Below are 15,835 nucleotides of genomic sequence, written 5' to 3'. Positions count from 1 at the left end.
AGATTTCGATGAAAAGGAATATTGCGGTGCTTCAAGGAGATGGCATCGGGAAAGAAGTAACAAGAGGCGCTGTAGAAATCCTCGAAGCCGTTGCCCAAAGATATGGACACGATTTTGAATTTCAATATGGTGAGATTGGCGGCGGGGCCATCGATAACACAGGTTCACCCCTGCCGGATGAAACAGTGGAGATTTGTAAAAACAGCGATGCGGTATTATTAGGGGCCGTTGGAGGACCTAAGTGGGATGACCAGCCTGCACACCTAAGACCGGAACGAGGTTTGCTGAAAATCCGAAAAGATTTGAATCTTTATGCCAACATCCGTCCAATCAGCTATTATTCCAGCTTGTCGGGATCTTCTCCTCTTAAAAAGGAATTCATTGAAGATGTGGATTTCGTGATTGTCAGGGAACTAACTGGCGGCCTTTATTTCGGAAAGCCAAGTGAGCGCGTTGAAAAAGAGGGGAAAGAGGCGGTCGTCGATACCCTTTTCTATCAGAAAAGCGAAATGAAACGCATCATTGAACTTGCTTTTGCATTAGCATCGGATCGCAAGAAAAAAGTAACATCCGTGGATAAAGCGAATGTTCTTGAATCCAGCAGGATGTGGCGTGAGACGGCTGAAGAAATTGCCAAGGACTATCCGGATGTAACCCTTGAACATATGCTTGTTGATAATGCAGCCATGCAATTGATCAAAAACCCGAAACAATTTGATATTATCGTGACGGAGAATATGTTCGGCGATATTTTAAGCGATGAAGCTTCGGTATTGACTGGCTCGCTTGGAATGCTTCCTTCCGCCTCCATTTCAACAAAAGGGCCAAATCTATATGAACCGATTCATGGCTCTGCCCCGGATATCGCGGGAAAAAATCTGGCCAATCCGATTGGGACGATTTTATCGGCGGCTTCCATGCTGCGCCTATCCTTTGGTTTGGAAGATGAAGCAAAAGCCGTTGAGCAGGCGGTGGAAAGGGTCCTAGAATATGGCTTGAGAACAGGCGATATCGCAAATGGCCAACCGAATATTACGTCTACTTCAGAAATGATTGCAGAAATTAAAGCAAATCTTTTAGACCAGGAAGCCATTTCCAACATCATGGGAGCTTACGCATAAACTTCTTTCACGGCCTAACATTAGGCCGTGTTTTTTAAAAAAATACAAGATTGATCGAGGTGGGATAGTGATGGGAAAGTCGATTATAGAGAAAATATGGGATCGCCATATTGTAAATGAAGAGGAGAATAAACCGGATCTAATTTATATTGACCTTCAATATATTCATGAAGTGACCTCTCCGCAAGCATTTGAAGGTTTGAGATTAAAAGGACGCACAGTCAGGAGACCAGACCGCACTTTCGCGACAATGGATCATAATGTGCCAACCGTTAATCGCTATTTCATTGAGGATGATATTGCAAGGAAACAATTAGAGGCGCTTGAGCAAAACTGTAAGGAGTTCGGTATCCGTCTTGCTGATTTAGACAGCCCGGATCAAGGTATCGTTCACGTTATCGGGCCGGAATTAGGCCTTACACAGCCAGGGATGACGATTGTCTGCGGTGACAGTCATACTTCCACACATGGTGCGTTTGGCTCGATTGCGTTTGGAATCGGTACGAGTGAGGTCGAGCATGTTTTGGCCACACAAACCCTATGGCAAACAAAACCCAAAACATTAAAGCTTGAGGTTAATGGCAAGCTTGGTCATGGTGTGATGGCGAAAGATGTCATTTTATATGTGATTTCTAAATTCGGTGTCGATTTTGGTACGGGACATATCATTGAGTATTGTGGGGAAGTTTTCCGGGATATGTCAATGGAAGAAAGAATGACGGTTTGCAATATGTCGATTGAAGGCGGGGCAAGAGCTGGGCTGGTAGCTCCTGATGAAACAACATTCTCTTATTTGAAAGGTCGTAAATATGTGCCGAAAGGAGAAGAGTTCGAGCGATGTGTTCAGGACTGGAAGTCACTTTCCAGTGATGAGGATGCTGTTTACGACCAAGAAATCATTCTTGATGGCAGTCTGATTTCACCAATGGTCAGCTGGGGGACGAATCCTGGAATGGCTAGTGGAGTGGACGGAAAAGTACCTACCTTCGCAGAAGATATCATGGATCCTAAAGAACTGAATCGGGCCATTGAGTATATGGGTCTTGAGGAAGGTATGCCGATCACGGAAATTCCCGTACAACATGTATTCATAGGATCGTGCACCAATTCACGCATTGAGGACTTACGGCAAGCCGCAGAAATGATCGAAGGCCAAACTGTTCATAAAGGGGTTCGGGCGATGGTCGTTCCTGGTTCACAAAGCGTCAAAAGGCAAGCGGAAGATGAAGGGTTGGATGAGATTTTCAAATCAGCGGGCTTCGAATGGCGTGAATCGGGCTGCAGCATGTGCCTGAGCATGAATCCTGACGTTGTTCCTGCCGGTGAGCATTGTGCCTCCACAAGTAATCGGAACTTTGAAGGCAGGCAAGGAGCTGGAGCAAGAACGCACCTTGTTAGTCCGGCCATGGCTGCCGCGGCCGCCATTCATGGGAAGTTTGTCGATATCAGGAATTTGAAAAGAACTGAACAAGTCCATTAAGAATACGAATTAACCGGAGGTGCAAAGAATGGAACCCATTACAATATATAAAGGAAGAGCGGCGGCACTTGACCGTAAAAACGTGGATACGGATCAAATCATTCCGAAGCAATTTTTAAAACGGATTGAGCGAAGCGGATTTGGCGAGTTTTTATTCTATAACTGGCGTTTTGATGAAGATGGAAAGGAACGTCCTGATTTTGAATTGAATCAGCCATATAATCAAAACACGTCCATTTTAATAGCCGGTGAGAATTTTGGCTGCGGTTCTTCGCGTGAGCATGCCCCTTGGTCATTGAAAGACTACGGATTCGATATCATCATCGCTCCTTCTTATGCTGATATCTTTAAAAGTAATTGCATGAAAAATGGCATGGTCCCCATCGCTTTAACCCAGACTGAAGTAAGCTATTTAATGGGGAGGGTTTCGGCACCTGATTATGAGTTGACGATCGACCTTCCCAATCAGGCATTGAAAGATGGTCAAGGGTTTGAAACAAGCTTTGAAATTCATCCATATTGGAAGGAAATGCTCATCAAAGGCTGGGATGAAATTTCGATAACGCTTCAATATGATAAAGAGATTTCTGCCTATGAATCTCAAAAAAAGACTGTATCGAGTATTTAATCGAAGAAGGTCATATCCCGTTCTCCTTTCATAATTGAAAGGATGCGGGATTTTTTTATCGGGGAAAGACGAAAAGGCGTTCATCAGGCATATAATTTTTTGTGTTTCCAGCTATTACATGCTAAACTGTTTCTCAAAAAGCGAACGGTGAGGCGGAAAATAGGATGGATAATGAGAACAACGAAAAGAAGGTCGGAGAAACCAAAATTATCGCCTTTCCAAATCTCGGTGAAAGGCTGATTGTAAAAGGGCTGGATGAGCTAGGAAACAGAAACTTTAAAGCGGCTGCACAGCTTTTCAGCCAAGCCCGGGAGTATGAGCCTGAAAATGATGAAGTTTACATGGGACTAGTGGTCTCATTAGTCGAACTTGAGTATTACCAGGAGTCAAAAGAGTTGTGTATAGAGATGCTGAATAAAGGCATCGGCGACTATTTTCAACTGATCAATATTTATTTGATGGTACTGCTGCAATTAGGCGAGCATCAAGAAATGGTCACGACGATCGAACTGCTATTTGAAGAAAGCCAAATTCCTTTTGATAAAGAGGAGCATTTCGAAAAGATGCTTCAGTTCAGTAAAAGGGCCCTTGAGGATAAAAAAGAGGAAAAGGAAAGGCAAAATCAGCAGCTTTCAGAGGAATTGCAGGAGGATGGACTTTTTGAAGGGAAAACGGATAATGACAGGCTTATGGTCATTTCAAAACTCACGAATATCAATATTCGACCATTTATCCCTCAAATCGAAGAATTTCTACAAAAAGAGGAGGAACACCCTTTCTTTAAAACGATGCTCCTTAACATCCTTATCGACCAGGAATATAACGAGGAAGTGACGTTGAAGAAATTCAATCAATCAAAGTCGGTCATACCAAGCGAATTGAAAAGTTTGAAGGAGACGGACTTTTATAAGAAGGTAACCGGACTGACCGAAGAGGAAATCAGTCAGGATAATCCGAGCTTATTTGAAATGGTCCATAGTTTGATTGAACGTCAATCTTTTTTATTGTTTCCTTTTGAACCCGGACCGGAAAGTTTGCCTGCATGGGCAGCTGCCTATCATGCCTTGGCGGAAGAATACATGACCGGGGAAGTTTTCATGAGGGAATTGGCGGACCTTTACCAGGCTGATGAGGAAAGCGTTGCGGATATTCTTTCCAATATAAAAGAAATTGAAGAAATTTCTTATCCCATTATTTAAGCTATTGCTGTTGTAACAGATTAATCCTGTGGTATAATGTAGTGGTTGTAATGTATAATCGTCTAATTTTGACGATTACCCCAATATTTTTGGGGTATATTTGAAGGATGACTTGTTAACACTTGCAAAGCATATTCATCCAATGCTTATTATTGAAGTATATAGATTTTTGGAGGGAAACACATGTCTGTAAAATGGGAAAAACAAGAAGGTAACCAAGGCGTACTAACAATCGAAGTTGACGCTGCAAAAGTAAACGAAGGTTTAGACGCAGCTTTCAAAAAAGTAGTGAAACAAGTAAATGTACCTGGCTTCCGTAAAGGTAAAATGCCACGTCAAATGTTCGAAAAAAAATTCGGCGTAGAATCACTTTACCAAGATGCGCTTGATATCATTCTTCCAGATGCTTATGCAAATGCTGTCGAAGAAGCTGGAATTCAGCCTGTTGATCGTCCAGAAATCGACATCGAGAAAATGGAAAAAGGCGAAAACCTGATCTTCACTGCAACTGTAACAGTTAAGCCTGAAGTTAAATTGGGAGATTACAAAGGTGTTGAAGTTGAAAAATTCAATACTGAAGTAACTGACGAAGATGTTGAAAACGAATTGAAAACTTTGCAAGAGCGTCAAGCTGAGCTTGTCGTTAAAGAAGAAGGACAAGTTGCTGAAGGCGATACAGTTGTTCTTGACTTCGAAGGATTCGTTGATGGTGAAGCATTCGAAGGCGGAGCTTCAGAAAACCATTCATTGGAAATCGGTTCAAACTCTTTCATTCCAGGATTTGAAGAGCAACTTGTAGGTCTTGAAACTGGCGCTGAAAAAGATATCGAAGTTACATTCCCTGAAGAATACCATGCTGCTGAACTTGCAGGTAAACCAGCTGTATTCAAAGTGAAAATTCACGAAATCAAAACAAAACAACTTCCTGAGTTGGATGATGAGTTCGCGAAAGATGTCGACGACGAAGTGGAAACTTTGGCTGAACTTAAAGAAAAAACAAAACATAAATTAGAGCATGACAAAAAACATGAAGAAGAAAACTTCATTCAAAACACTGTAATTGGCAAAGCTGTTGAAGGTGTAGAAATAGACGTTCCTGAAGCAATGATTTCAAACGAAGTTGACCGCATGATGAATGAGTTCTCTCAACGCATTCAATCTCAAGGTCTTAATTTGGAGCTTTACTACCAATTCTCAGGTCAAGATGAAGAAGCTTTAAAAGCGCAAATGAAAGAAGAAGCTGAAGGACAAGTTCGTACGAGCTTAACTCTTGAAGCGATCGCTGAAGTTGAAAAACTTGAAGCTACTGACGAAGATGTAGAAGCTGAACTTGCACAAATGGCTACTATGTACAATATGGAAGTTGACGCGATCAAACAAGCTCTTGGAAACTTAGAAGGAATCAAAGGCGATCTTAAAATTAAGAAAGCAATTGACTTCTTGGTGGAAAACAGCAAAACAGTTGACGCAAAATAATTGTTAATAAATAAGTAGATTAAAATATTTCCTTTAAAAAACAAGGCGCGAGTAATCGTGCCTTGTTTTATACATATTGAGAATCGGTGTAAATTTCAAATATCGGTTATTTCCTGATTGATTTTTTTGGGATTTCGGTGTAGATTAGTTCTAATACCGCATATACATATTTATACAGCAAATCCTGCTTTTAAAGATCTAAAGTTTTGGGCATACTGGTAAAGGGCAAATACATATTGATTGATTATTGTACTTATTTAACAACTCGGACCGTGAGCATTTTTGTTACTAAACTTCCAAGAACATGATAAAATGCAAAACATACTTAGGATTTTGGAATGTTTAAGTAGATGTGTGCCTAGTTTCTTTTTATTATGATTGGGTACCGCTATGTAATAGAGTTGGAAGAGTATTTAAAGGGGTGAACGTACATGTTTAAATTTAATGATGAAAAAGGACAGTTAAAATGTTCTTTTTGCGGTAAAACACAAGAACAAGTCCGTAAACTGGTTGCTGGTCCAGGTGTCTATATTTGTGACGAGTGTATAGAACTTTGTACGGAGATCGTCGAAGAAGAGCTGGGAACTGATGAAGAAGTAGAATTCAGAGATGTTCCTAAGCCTATGGAAATCCGTGAAATTCTTGACGAATATGTGATTGGACAAGAACAGGCGAAGAAATCTTTGGCTGTCGCTGTTTACAACCATTATAAACGTATCAATTCCAATAGCAAAGTCGACGATGTGGAGCTTTCAAAAAGTAACATCGCCCTAATCGGACCGACTGGAAGCGGGAAAACCCTTCTTGCGCAAACATTGGCGCGATTACTGAATGTTCCTTTTGCCATTGCTGATGCGACTTCATTGACTGAAGCTGGATATGTTGGGGAAGATGTCGAAAACATCTTGCTAAAATTGATCCAAGCAGCAGATTATGATGTGGAAAAAGCGGAAAAAGGCATCATTTATATTGATGAAATCGATAAAGTTGCCCGTAAATCAGAAAATCCTTCCATTACACGTGACGTGTCTGGTGAAGGTGTGCAACAAGCTTTATTGAAAATACTTGAAGGAACGGTTGCAAGCGTTCCGCCTCAAGGTGGTCGTAAACATCCACATCAAGAATTCATCCAAATCGATACGACCAATATTTTGTTCATCTGCGGCGGTGCCTTTGATGGCATCGAACCGATCATCAAACGCCGTCTTGGTCAAAAAGTCATCGGCTTTGGCTCTGATGTGAAAAAGGATGATATTGCAGAAAAAGAATTGCTTTCCAAAGTCCTTCCTGAAGACTTGCTTCGTTTCGGATTAATTCCGGAATTCATCGGACGTCTTCCGGTAATTGCGACTCTTGAGCAATTGGATGAAGCTGCTTTGATTGAAATCCTTACACAGCCGAAAAATGCGCTTGTTAAACAATATCAAAAATTGCTTGAGCTTGACGATGTTGAATTGGAATTCGAACAGGAAGCGCTAAGTGAAATTGCTAAAAAGGCAATTGAACGTAAAACTGGTGCACGTGGTCTGCGTTCCATCATCGAAGGCATCATTCTTGAAGTGATGTTCGATCTGCCTTCACGTGATGACGTTGCAAAATGTGTAATCACTGGCAGCACGATTTCGAAAAACGAATCTCCAAAGCTCGTCCTAAAAGACGGTACAACAATCAAAGGACAAGAAAAGAAAACATCTGCTTGATCATATGGAAAAGCAAGACTGCCAGTTCATCCTGGCAGTCTTTTTCTTTGTTGGAACGGAAGGTGCGAGACTCCTGGGGGAATACGGGTCACAGGGAACCCACGCAGGCGCAGAGCGTCGAGTAGGCTCCCGGACCGCCCGCGGAAAGTGAGTGCCTGTAGTGGAAATCAACGTTTATACTTTAAAAAAACAGTAGGGTAAAACCAATTAATTTTGAGTTATTTACAGTTTAGACTGCCAGTTCAGCCTGGCAGTCTTTTTCTTTGTCTTTTTATAAATTATTGTTATTCAGGATAAAAACGCCAAAATTTTCAACACGAATTTCTTGGATAATTTCGCCCTTCCAAAGGAGATACTAACAGAAATGACAAACTAGGAGAGTGCAGGAGGGAATACGATGAATTGGACAGGATTGGCGTTGTTTATCCAGCTTTTTTTTGGGATCATTATTGGATTGTATTTTTTGAACTTATTGAAAGGCCAGCGGACACAAAAAGTTTCCATTGACCGTGATTCACGTAAAGAGATGGACCAATTACGGAAGATGAGATCGATTTCGTTAACAGAGCCATTGGCAGAAAAGGTTAGACCAAGCACATTTAATGAAATCGTCGGTCAAGAAGATGGGATTAAATCTTTAAAAGCTGCTTTATGTGGGCCGAATCCCCAGCATGTGATAATTTACGGTCCCCCAGGGGTAGGGAAAACGGCAGCTGCCAGACTTGTTTTGGAAGAGGCGAAGAAAAATGGCAAGTCCCCTTTTAAGAATTCGGCCGTTTTCGTTGAATTGGACGCCACTACAGCCAGGTTCGATGAACGAGGGATTGCCGATCCACTCATTGGTTCTGTGCACGATCCAATTTACCAAGGAGCTGGGGCAATGGGACAGGCTGGCATTCCGCAGCCAAAGCAGGGGGCAGTCAGCAATGCTCATGGCGGCGTACTGTTCATAGATGAAATAGGAGAGCTTCATCCAATACAGATGAATAAACTGTTAAAGGTATTGGAGGATCGTAAGGTCTTTCTGGAAAGTGCTTATTATCAAGAGGAAAATCAAAATATTCCCACTCACATCCATGATATTTTTAAAAATGGGCTACCGGCTGATTTTCGGCTGATTGGAGCCACAACAAGAACGCCAAATGAAATCGCGCCTGCGATACGTTCAAGATGCATAGAAGTGTTTTTCCGAGAACTTGACCGGGAAGAAATAATCACCGTGGCTAAGAATGCCTCTGATAAAGTGGAGATCACCATCAGTGAAAAAGGCTTGCAGTCTATTTCGGATTATGCCCGAAATGGCAGGGAAGCTGTCAACATGATTCAGACTCTTGCAGGAATATCAATTAATGAAAACAGGACGTTTATCAGGGAAGAAGATATAGATTGGATGGCCCATAGCAGCCAGCTGACACAAAGAATGGACAGGAAAATAGAATCGAATTCTAAAATAGGCCTTGTCAACGGTCTTGCAGTCTATGGTCCCAACAGCGGGGCGTTGCTGGAAATCGAGGTTACGGTCATGGCTGCTTCTGATGAAAAAGGTTCGATAAACATTACCGGCATCGTTGAAGAAGAGAGTATCGGCGGCGGGGGTGGCAAATCGATTCGCCGCAAGAGCATGGCAAAAGGTTCGATAGAAAATGTCATTACGGTTTTACGGTCGATGGGAGTGCCTGCCGATCAATTCGATATCCATGTGAACTTCCCAGGCGGAAGTCCAGTAGATGGCCCTTCTGCAGGAATTGCAATGGCCACAGGCATATACTCGGCCATATATAAAATCCCTGTTGATCACACCGTGGCGATGACTGGGGAAATAAGCATTCATGGCGGCGTTAAACCGATCGGAGGTGTCATTCCGAAAATCAAGGCGGCTAAACTGGCTGGGGCTAAGAAAGTAATCATCCCAGCCGAAAACATGCAGCCACTTCTATCTGAAATCAAGGATATAGAAATCATTCCCGTTACGAATGTAAAAGAAGTGCTGGATCAGGCACTGAAAAAAGAATTGATGTCGGAACAAATCCTTACAACCTTGGACCTATCGAAAAAAGAAAGTGTATAAAGGAAATGCCCCGGCTAAAAAATGGAACCGGGGCATTTTAAGGACCATATTGGCGTTCCCGACAAATCTGACGTAAAATAAACACGCATTCAGACGTGCTTTTTTATCCAATATTGGAGATAATAAAAGCAGTCGAAACGTGTTAAGGTAAACGAATAGACACTTCTATATAAATAGGATAGAATTGTTAAAAGGTTGAGAACATGGGTAAATAGTTTACAACGACGATACTAATTAGATGGAGGTGTCAGGAAATGACTGATAAAGAAATCATCGTCCCCCTCCTGCCGCTAAGAGGATTGCTTGTATATCCAACGATGGTACTTCATTTAGATGTAGGCCGAGATAGATCAGTGCAAGCCCTTGAGAAAGCAATGGTGGAAGACCATCTTATATTTTTGACGACACAACAAGATGTTTCGTTGGACGAACCAGGTGAAGAAGATTTATTTACAATGGGAACTTTAACAAAGGTAAAACAGATGTTGAAGCTTCCGAATGGTACAATCCGGGTGTTGGTGGAAGGGTTGAACCGCGCAGAAGTCATTGAATTTTACGATTATGAGACACATTATGGTGCCAAGATTAAAATATATGAAGACAGTGATGAAAAGGATGCTGAACATCAAGCATTAATGCGCACACTACTGGATTATTTTGAACAATACATAAAAATGTCCAAAAAGATAACCGGTGAAACGTTTTCTTCCACTGCGGATATTGAAGAGCCTGGGCGATTGGCGGATATAATCGCTTCACACTTGCCTTTGAAATTGAAGGAGAAGCAAGAAGTGCTTGAGACCATTGATATGAAAGAGCGTTTAAGCCGTGTCATCGAGATCATCAATAACGAGAAGGAAGTTCTTTTTCTCGAGAAAAAGATCGGCCAGCGTGTTAAGCGTTCGATGGAACGGACTCAAAAGGAATATTATTTACGAGAACAAATGAAAGCGATCCAAAAGGAATTGGGCGATAAAGAAGGAAAAACAGGGGAGATTGAGGTCCTCAACGAAAAGATTGAAGAAGCGGATATGCCTGAGCATATCAAAGAAACGGCATTAAAGGAATTGGACCGTTATGAAAAAGTTCCTTCGAGCTCAGCCGAGAGTTCTGTCATCCGCAATTATATCGAATGGCTGATTTCGCTTCCATGGACTAAAGCGACCAAAGATGACTTGAATATTCATAAAGCCGAAAAAATCCTGAACAGGGACCACCATGGTTTGGAAAAGGTGAAGGAGCGGGTGCTTGAGTATTTGGCCGTCCAGCAATTGACCAATTCATTGAAGGGACCGATCCTTTGTTTGGTGGGACCGCCAGGGGTCGGGAAAACGAGCCTGGCTAAATCGATCGCTTCATCCCTGAATAGGAATTTCGTCCGTATATCTTTAGGCGGAGTGCGCGATGAATCAGAAATCCGCGGACATCGCCGCACATATGTAGGGGCGATGCCGGGACGGATCATTCAAGGCATGAAAAAAGCCGGAACGATCAACCCTGTCTTTTTACTGGACGAGGTGGATAAGATGTCCAATGACTTTAGGGGAGACCCATCTGCAGCGATGCTGGAGGTGCTTGATCCGGAGCAAAATCATAATTTCAGTGATCATTATATTGAAGAAACCTACGATCTTTCCAAAGTCATGTTCGTCGCGACGGCGAATAATTTGGGATCGATTCCCGGTCCGCTTCGTGATCGTATGGAAATCATTTCGATTGCAGGTTATACTGAGATAGAGAAACTTCATATAGCCAAGGATCACTTGCTGCCTAGACAGCTGGAAAACCATGGTCTATTGAAGACACAACTGCAAATACGTGAGGAAGCTCTAACAAAAATCATCCGTTACTATACTCGGGAAGCCGGCGTTCGGAGTCTGGAGCGACAGCTTGCAAGCATCTGTCGGAAGACTGCAAAAATCATCGTGTCCGGAGATAAAAAGCGGGTCGTCATTTCTGAAAAGAATGTCGAGGAGTTTTTAGGGAAAACCATGTTCCATTATGGACAGGCGGAAGTCGAGAACCAAGTCGGTGTAGCCAATGGGTTAGCGTACACGTCGGTAGGTGGCGATACGCTGCAAATCGAGGTTTCCTTATCACCAGGTAAAGGCAAGCTGATTCTGACAGGAAAGCTTGGCGATGTAATGAAAGAGTCAGCACAGGCTGCTTTCAGTTATGTCCGTTCAAAAACCGAGAAACTTCAGATTGATGCGAACTTCCATGAAAAATACGATATCCATATTCATGTCCCCGAAGGTGCGGTCCCAAAAGATGGCCCTTCTGCAGGCATCACGATTGCAACAGCGTTAATATCGGCCCTTACAAATAGGCCGATCAGAAAAGAGGTAGGCATGACAGGCGAAATTACATTACGCGGACGGGTTCTTCCGATCGGCGGGCTTAAAGAAAAATCTTTAGCGGCCCATCGCGCAGGACTTACGAAAATCATCATCCCGCAAAATAACGAAAAGGATATTGATGATATCCCGGAAAGTGTCCGTAAAGCATTAACTTTTGTTCCAGTTTCACACGTCGATGAAGTCCTTGAGCATGCATTGGTAGGTGTGAACGAATGAAAGTGACGAGTTCAGATATTGTCATCAGTGCTGTGAAGCCTGAACAATATCCTAATACCCCAATACCGGAATTTGCCTTGGCAGGCCGTTCCAACGTTGGGAAATCCAGTTTCATCAACAAAATGATCAATCGAAAAAACTTGGCGCGCACATCCTCTAAACCGGGTAAGACGCAAACCTTGAATTTTTATATCATAAATGAAGCACTCCATTTTGTGGATGTACCTGGTTATGGTTATGCAAAAGTATCTAAGACCGAGCGTGATGCTTGGGGAAAGATGATTGAAACGTACTTCACTTCCCGTGACCAGCTCCGCGCTGCGCTTCTGATCGTCGATTTGCGTCATCCGCCGACAAAGGATGATATCGCAATGTATGAATTCCTGAAGCATTATGATCTGCCCCGGATCGTTATTGCCACTAAAGCGGATAAAATTCCAAAAGGCAAATGGCAGAAGCACTTGAAAATCACGCGCCAAACGTTAAATATGGAAAAAGAAGATGAATTGCTTCTATTCTCTGGTGAAACAGGCGAAGGTAAGGAACAAGCATGGGGCGTCCTTAAGAAATATATGTAAAAGAAAAGGGTATTCCGCATCTGGAATACCCTTTTTCATTATGTAATTCGTATAAATTGCCAATCAAAAATTTTCACTTTTTTCGAACCAAAAAATAAATGCCGATTGCCATCAAGGCAAATGGCCAAAACCTTTCGATGTTCGCGGTAGTTGTAACATCAAACCCGAAAGACGTTTTGATTTTATCATAGAATAATAAAGTGATCGAGATGATGAATAGTACCATGCCGTGAAACATTCCAGAATTTGTTTTGCGTGCCCGGAGAATAAATCCCAGAGAGATGATTAAAATAAAGATACCTATATTATCCGGCCAAATATCCAGGTTCTCGACGATGTGGAAGTGAGCCCCGAACCCGAGTAAGATAACGCCTGGCAGGATGGACTCATATTCATTACCGCTATATGCCTGAATCAGGAAGGCGGCACCTACTATACATAATAAAGTGGGCCAGCTGAAAAAGCCTGGAAAGATTTCGATTTGGGAATGTTCTAGAAAAAAATAGAGCCCGAAACCCATTAAAACGATTCCTGGGAAAATACGCTGCGTTTTCATTTTATCCTCCTATGCAATTCGATTACTTGAAGTTTTTTGCCATTTTTGATATGGTACTTTTGTACACAATGTCGAAACATGTATGTAACTTATGTAACTTACAAATCCGCTTAGACACCTTTTGTAATAATTCTGGCGTTTTGGCTGTCTTTTCCATGGTAGCATACGTTTTCATAAACTGTTCATATTATTTGCGTGAAACCATTTTAGTACATGGTATAATAAATTTACATGAAAAATTTTGGGGGTGCAAAACAAAAGGATGCATATTCTAGCGGTTGGTATAAATTACAAAACTGCCCCTGTAGAAATTCGGGAAAAACTATCGTTTAACGAAGCCGAACTTGCCGAGGCAATGAAAGCTCTTAAAAATAAAAAAAGCATCTTGGAAAACATTATTATTTCTACATGCAACAGGACGGAAATATATGCGGTCGGTGATCAGCTTCATACAAGCAGGTATTATATAAAGGAATTTCTTTCGGAATGGTTCAATATCGATAAAGAAGAATTTTCTAAATATCTGTTCATTTATGAAGGCGATGGGGCTGTCGAGCATTTATTTTCAGTTACCTGCGGCTTGAATTCCATGATACTGGGAGAAACTCAGATTTTGGGACAAGTACGTTCAAGCTATCTGTTAGGTCAGAAGGAAGATACGATCGGTACCGTTTTTAACCATCTCTTCAAGCAAGCCCTTACATTAGCTAAAAAAGCTCATTCGGAAACCGAAATCAATACCAATGCCGTTTCCGTCAGCTATGCGGCAGTCGAGCTTGCAAAAAAAATCTTTGGAGGCCTGAACGGCAAGAATGTCTTGATTCTTGGGGCCGGTAAGATGGGTGAGCTGGCCATACAAAATCTTCATAGCAATGGCGCAGACAGCATTACGGTCATTAACCGTACGTTCCAGAAAGCGGTTGACCTGGCCGAGAGATTCAATGGTACGGCGAAACAGCTTCAAGAGCTGCAATGCGCTTTAGTGGAAACTGATATCCTGATTACTTCAACTGGATCAAAAGATCTTCTTGTAACAAAGGAAATGATGTCATTCATCAATAAGCTTCGTAAAGGCCGTCCTATTTTCATGGTCGATATCGCAGTGCCGCGTGACCTCGATCCGACATTGGCCGAGCTGGAAAATGTCTTCTTGTATGACATTGACGATCTTGAAGGGATCGTGCAAGCCAATATCGAAGAACGTAAAAAAGCTGCCGAGAAAATAGAATTGATGATCGAATCGGAAATTGTGGACTTCAACCAATGGATTAATTTGCTTGGTGTGGTTCCCGTCATTTCTTCTTTACGGGAAAAATCCCTATCGATCCAGAAGGAAACGATGGAGAGCATCGAAAGAAAGCTTCCGCATTTAAGCGAACGTGACAAAAAGGTTCTGAACAAGCATACGAAAAGCATCATCAACCAAATGCTGAAAGATCCGATCCTTTATGCAAAAGAGCTGGCAGATGAGCCGAATGCAAAAGAGCAATTGAATAATTTCGTGAAAATCTTCCATTTAGAGGAATTGATTGAAGACCAGCTGGTTGCGGATGAAAAAGAACGGAGCAGCTCCAAACCATCCCTATTGAATCCAGTTCCTGTCCAGTAATGGGGTAGATATGGAATTACTAATGACAAGATTGCATGAAGCCACTGTTTTGTTGTATGCCGTCAGTATGCTTTTATATTTTATCGATTTCCTTAATAATAACCAGAAGGCGAATAGGGTCGCCTTCTGGTTGCTTTCTATTGTTTGGGTACTGCAAACAATTTTTTTGTTTCTGTATGTGTTGAAAACGGGAAGGTTCCCGGTATTGACGATTTTTGAAGGCTTATATTTTTATGCATGGGTCCTCATATCGCTATCTTTAATCATTAACCGATTGCTAAGAGTCGATTTTACGGTCTTTTTTACGAATGTACTAGGTTTCATGGTCATGGCCATCCATACCTTCGCGCCTGTTCAGATAGAATCTCAAGTGCTTGCACAGCGCCTGGTTTCGGAGCTATTGCTCATACATATCACTTTTGCCATCCTATCATATGGGGCATTCACACTTTCTTTCGTCTTTTCACTTTTATACTTAATTCAATATGATTTACTGAAAAGGAAGAAATGGGGGAAACGCCTGCTTCGACTCGGCGATTTAACAAAGCTCGAGCATATGTCTTATGTCCTCGCGGTAATAGGTGTTCCATTATTAGTGGTCTCCCTTATCCTGGGGATTCAATGGGCTTATATAAAAGTGCCTGGGGTATCGTGGCTGGACATGAAAATCATCGGCTCATTCATTTTGCTTATCGCTTACAGTGTGTTTTTATACTTGAAAATTCGGAAACAAATGTATGGAAGGACGCTAGCCTTTCTGAATATTGGATCTTTCATGATTGTGTTAATTAACTTTTTCCTTTTCGGAAGCCTTTCAACATTCCACTTTTGGAATACTTAGGAG

12 protein-coding genes are annotated in these 15,835 nt (G+C 42.0%); 11 read left to right on the top strand and 1 reads right to left on the bottom strand.

All coding sequences use genetic code 11. The features are described 5' to 3' along the window. Nucleotides 1-8 precede the first annotated feature (8 nt). The 9 genes from leuB (at nt 9) to yihA (ending at nt 12,826) form a co-directional block, all read left to right on the top strand. Entirely contained in the window at nt 9-1,121 is a 1,113-nt protein-coding gene (gene leuB / locus JNUCC41_RS00955; protein ID WP_192205978.1) for a 3-isopropylmalate dehydrogenase, read from the top strand. Nucleotides 1,122-1,191: 70 nt separating this feature from the next. Continuing rightward, nucleotides 1,192-2,601 carry a 3-isopropylmalate dehydratase large subunit gene (gene leuC, locus JNUCC41_RS00950; RefSeq protein WP_192205977.1) on the top strand — a complete coding sequence of 470 codons (1,410 nt, stop codon included), beginning with the start codon at nt 1,192-1,194 and terminating at the stop codon, nt 2,599-2,601. Between the two features lie 28 nt (nt 2,602-2,629). Next, nucleotides 2,630-3,229, top strand: a complete 600-nt coding sequence (leuD, locus tag JNUCC41_RS00945; protein WP_192205976.1) for a 3-isopropylmalate dehydratase small subunit — start codon at nt 2,630-2,632, stop codon at nt 3,227-3,229. A gap of 164 nt (nt 3,230-3,393) precedes the next feature. Next, complete coding sequence (locus JNUCC41_RS00940; RefSeq protein ID WP_192205975.1) at nt 3,394-4,428, top strand: tetratricopeptide repeat protein; 1,035 nt, start codon at nt 3,394-3,396, stop codon at nt 4,426-4,428. Between the two features lie 183 nt (nt 4,429-4,611). Then, entirely contained in the window at nt 4,612-5,904 is a 1,293-nt protein-coding gene (tig, locus tag JNUCC41_RS00935; RefSeq protein WP_192205974.1) for a trigger factor, read from the top strand. Nucleotides 5,905-6,335: 431 nt separating this feature from the next. After that, nucleotides 6,336-7,604, top strand: a complete 1,269-nt coding sequence (clpX, locus tag JNUCC41_RS00930; protein ID WP_034308926.1) for an ATP-dependent protease ATP-binding subunit ClpX — start codon at nt 6,336-6,338, stop codon at nt 7,602-7,604. Between the two features lie 397 nt (nt 7,605-8,001). After that, nucleotides 8,002-9,672 carry an ATP-dependent protease LonB gene (lonB, locus tag JNUCC41_RS00925; RefSeq protein ID WP_192205973.1) on the top strand — a complete coding sequence of 557 codons (1,671 nt, stop codon included), beginning with the start codon at nt 8,002-8,004 and terminating at the stop codon, nt 9,670-9,672. 254 nt (nt 9,673-9,926) lie between these two features. After that, a complete protein-coding gene (gene lon, locus JNUCC41_RS00920) occupies nt 9,927-12,248 on the top strand; it encodes an endopeptidase La (protein WP_192205972.1) in 2,322 nt (773 codons plus the stop codon). Beyond that, a complete protein-coding gene (gene yihA / locus JNUCC41_RS00915; RefSeq protein ID WP_034308918.1) occupies nt 12,245-12,826 on the top strand; it encodes a ribosome biogenesis GTP-binding protein YihA/YsxC in 582 nt (193 codons plus the stop codon). The genes lon and yihA overlap by 4 nt, the downstream gene beginning before the upstream one ends. Before the next feature lie 73 nt (nt 12,827-12,899). Here yihA and JNUCC41_RS00910 read toward each other — a convergent pair whose 3' ends face one another. Continuing rightward, complete coding sequence (locus JNUCC41_RS00910; protein WP_192205971.1) at nt 12,900-13,382, bottom strand: LiaF transmembrane domain-containing protein; 483 nt, start codon at nt 13,380-13,382, stop codon at nt 12,900-12,902. 262 nt (nt 13,383-13,644) lie between these two features. On the opposite strand from JNUCC41_RS00910, the gene hemA reads away from it, so the two are divergent. Together hemA and JNUCC41_RS00900 are read left to right on the top strand one after the other, a co-directional pair. After that, nucleotides 13,645-14,991, top strand: a complete 1,347-nt coding sequence (gene hemA, locus JNUCC41_RS00905; protein ID WP_192205970.1) for a glutamyl-tRNA reductase — start codon at nt 13,645-13,647, stop codon at nt 14,989-14,991. A 10-nt stretch (nt 14,992-15,001) separates the two neighbouring features. Further along, nucleotides 15,002-15,832, top strand: coding sequence for a cytochrome C assembly family protein (locus tag JNUCC41_RS00900; protein WP_076364924.1), 831 nt, complete (start codon nt 15,002-15,004; stop codon nt 15,830-15,832). The last annotated feature ends 3 nt before the right edge of the window (nt 15,833-15,835 follow it).

The organism is Brevibacillus sp. JNUCC-41 (genome assembly GCF_014844095.1).
Taxonomy (GTDB): domain Bacteria; phylum Bacillota; class Bacilli; order Bacillales; family DSM-1321; genus Peribacillus; species Peribacillus aracenensis.
Note: the sequence above shows the minus strand (reverse complement) of the source record. Positions and strands in the feature narration are given on the sequence as shown.

Coding starts and splice junctions, on each gene's coding strand:
- leuB (WP_192205978.1), top strand. CDS start 9: ATGAAAAGGAATATTGCGGTGCTTCAAGGAGATGGCATCGGGAAAGAA.
- leuC (WP_192205977.1), top strand. CDS start 1,192: ATGGGAAAGTCGATTATAGAGAAAATATGGGATCGCCATATTGTAAAT.
- leuD (WP_192205976.1), top strand. CDS start 2,630: ATGGAACCCATTACAATATATAAAGGAAGAGCGGCGGCACTTGACCGT.
- JNUCC41_RS00940 (WP_192205975.1), top strand. CDS start 3,394: ATGGATAATGAGAACAACGAAAAGAAGGTCGGAGAAACCAAAATTATC.
- tig (WP_192205974.1), top strand. CDS start 4,612: ATGTCTGTAAAATGGGAAAAACAAGAAGGTAACCAAGGCGTACTAACA.
- clpX (WP_034308926.1), top strand. CDS start 6,336: ATGTTTAAATTTAATGATGAAAAAGGACAGTTAAAATGTTCTTTTTGC.
- lonB (WP_192205973.1), top strand. CDS start 8,002: ATGAATTGGACAGGATTGGCGTTGTTTATCCAGCTTTTTTTTGGGATC.
- lon (WP_192205972.1), top strand. CDS start 9,927: ATGACTGATAAAGAAATCATCGTCCCCCTCCTGCCGCTAAGAGGATTG.
- yihA (WP_034308918.1), top strand. CDS start 12,245: ATGAAAGTGACGAGTTCAGATATTGTCATCAGTGCTGTGAAGCCTGAA.
- JNUCC41_RS00910 (WP_192205971.1), bottom strand. CDS start 13,382: ATGAAAACGCAGCGTATTTTCCCAGGAATCGTTTTAATGGGTTTCGGG.
- hemA (WP_192205970.1), top strand. CDS start 13,645: ATGCATATTCTAGCGGTTGGTATAAATTACAAAACTGCCCCTGTAGAA.
- JNUCC41_RS00900 (WP_076364924.1), top strand. CDS start 15,002: ATGGAATTACTAATGACAAGATTGCATGAAGCCACTGTTTTGTTGTAT.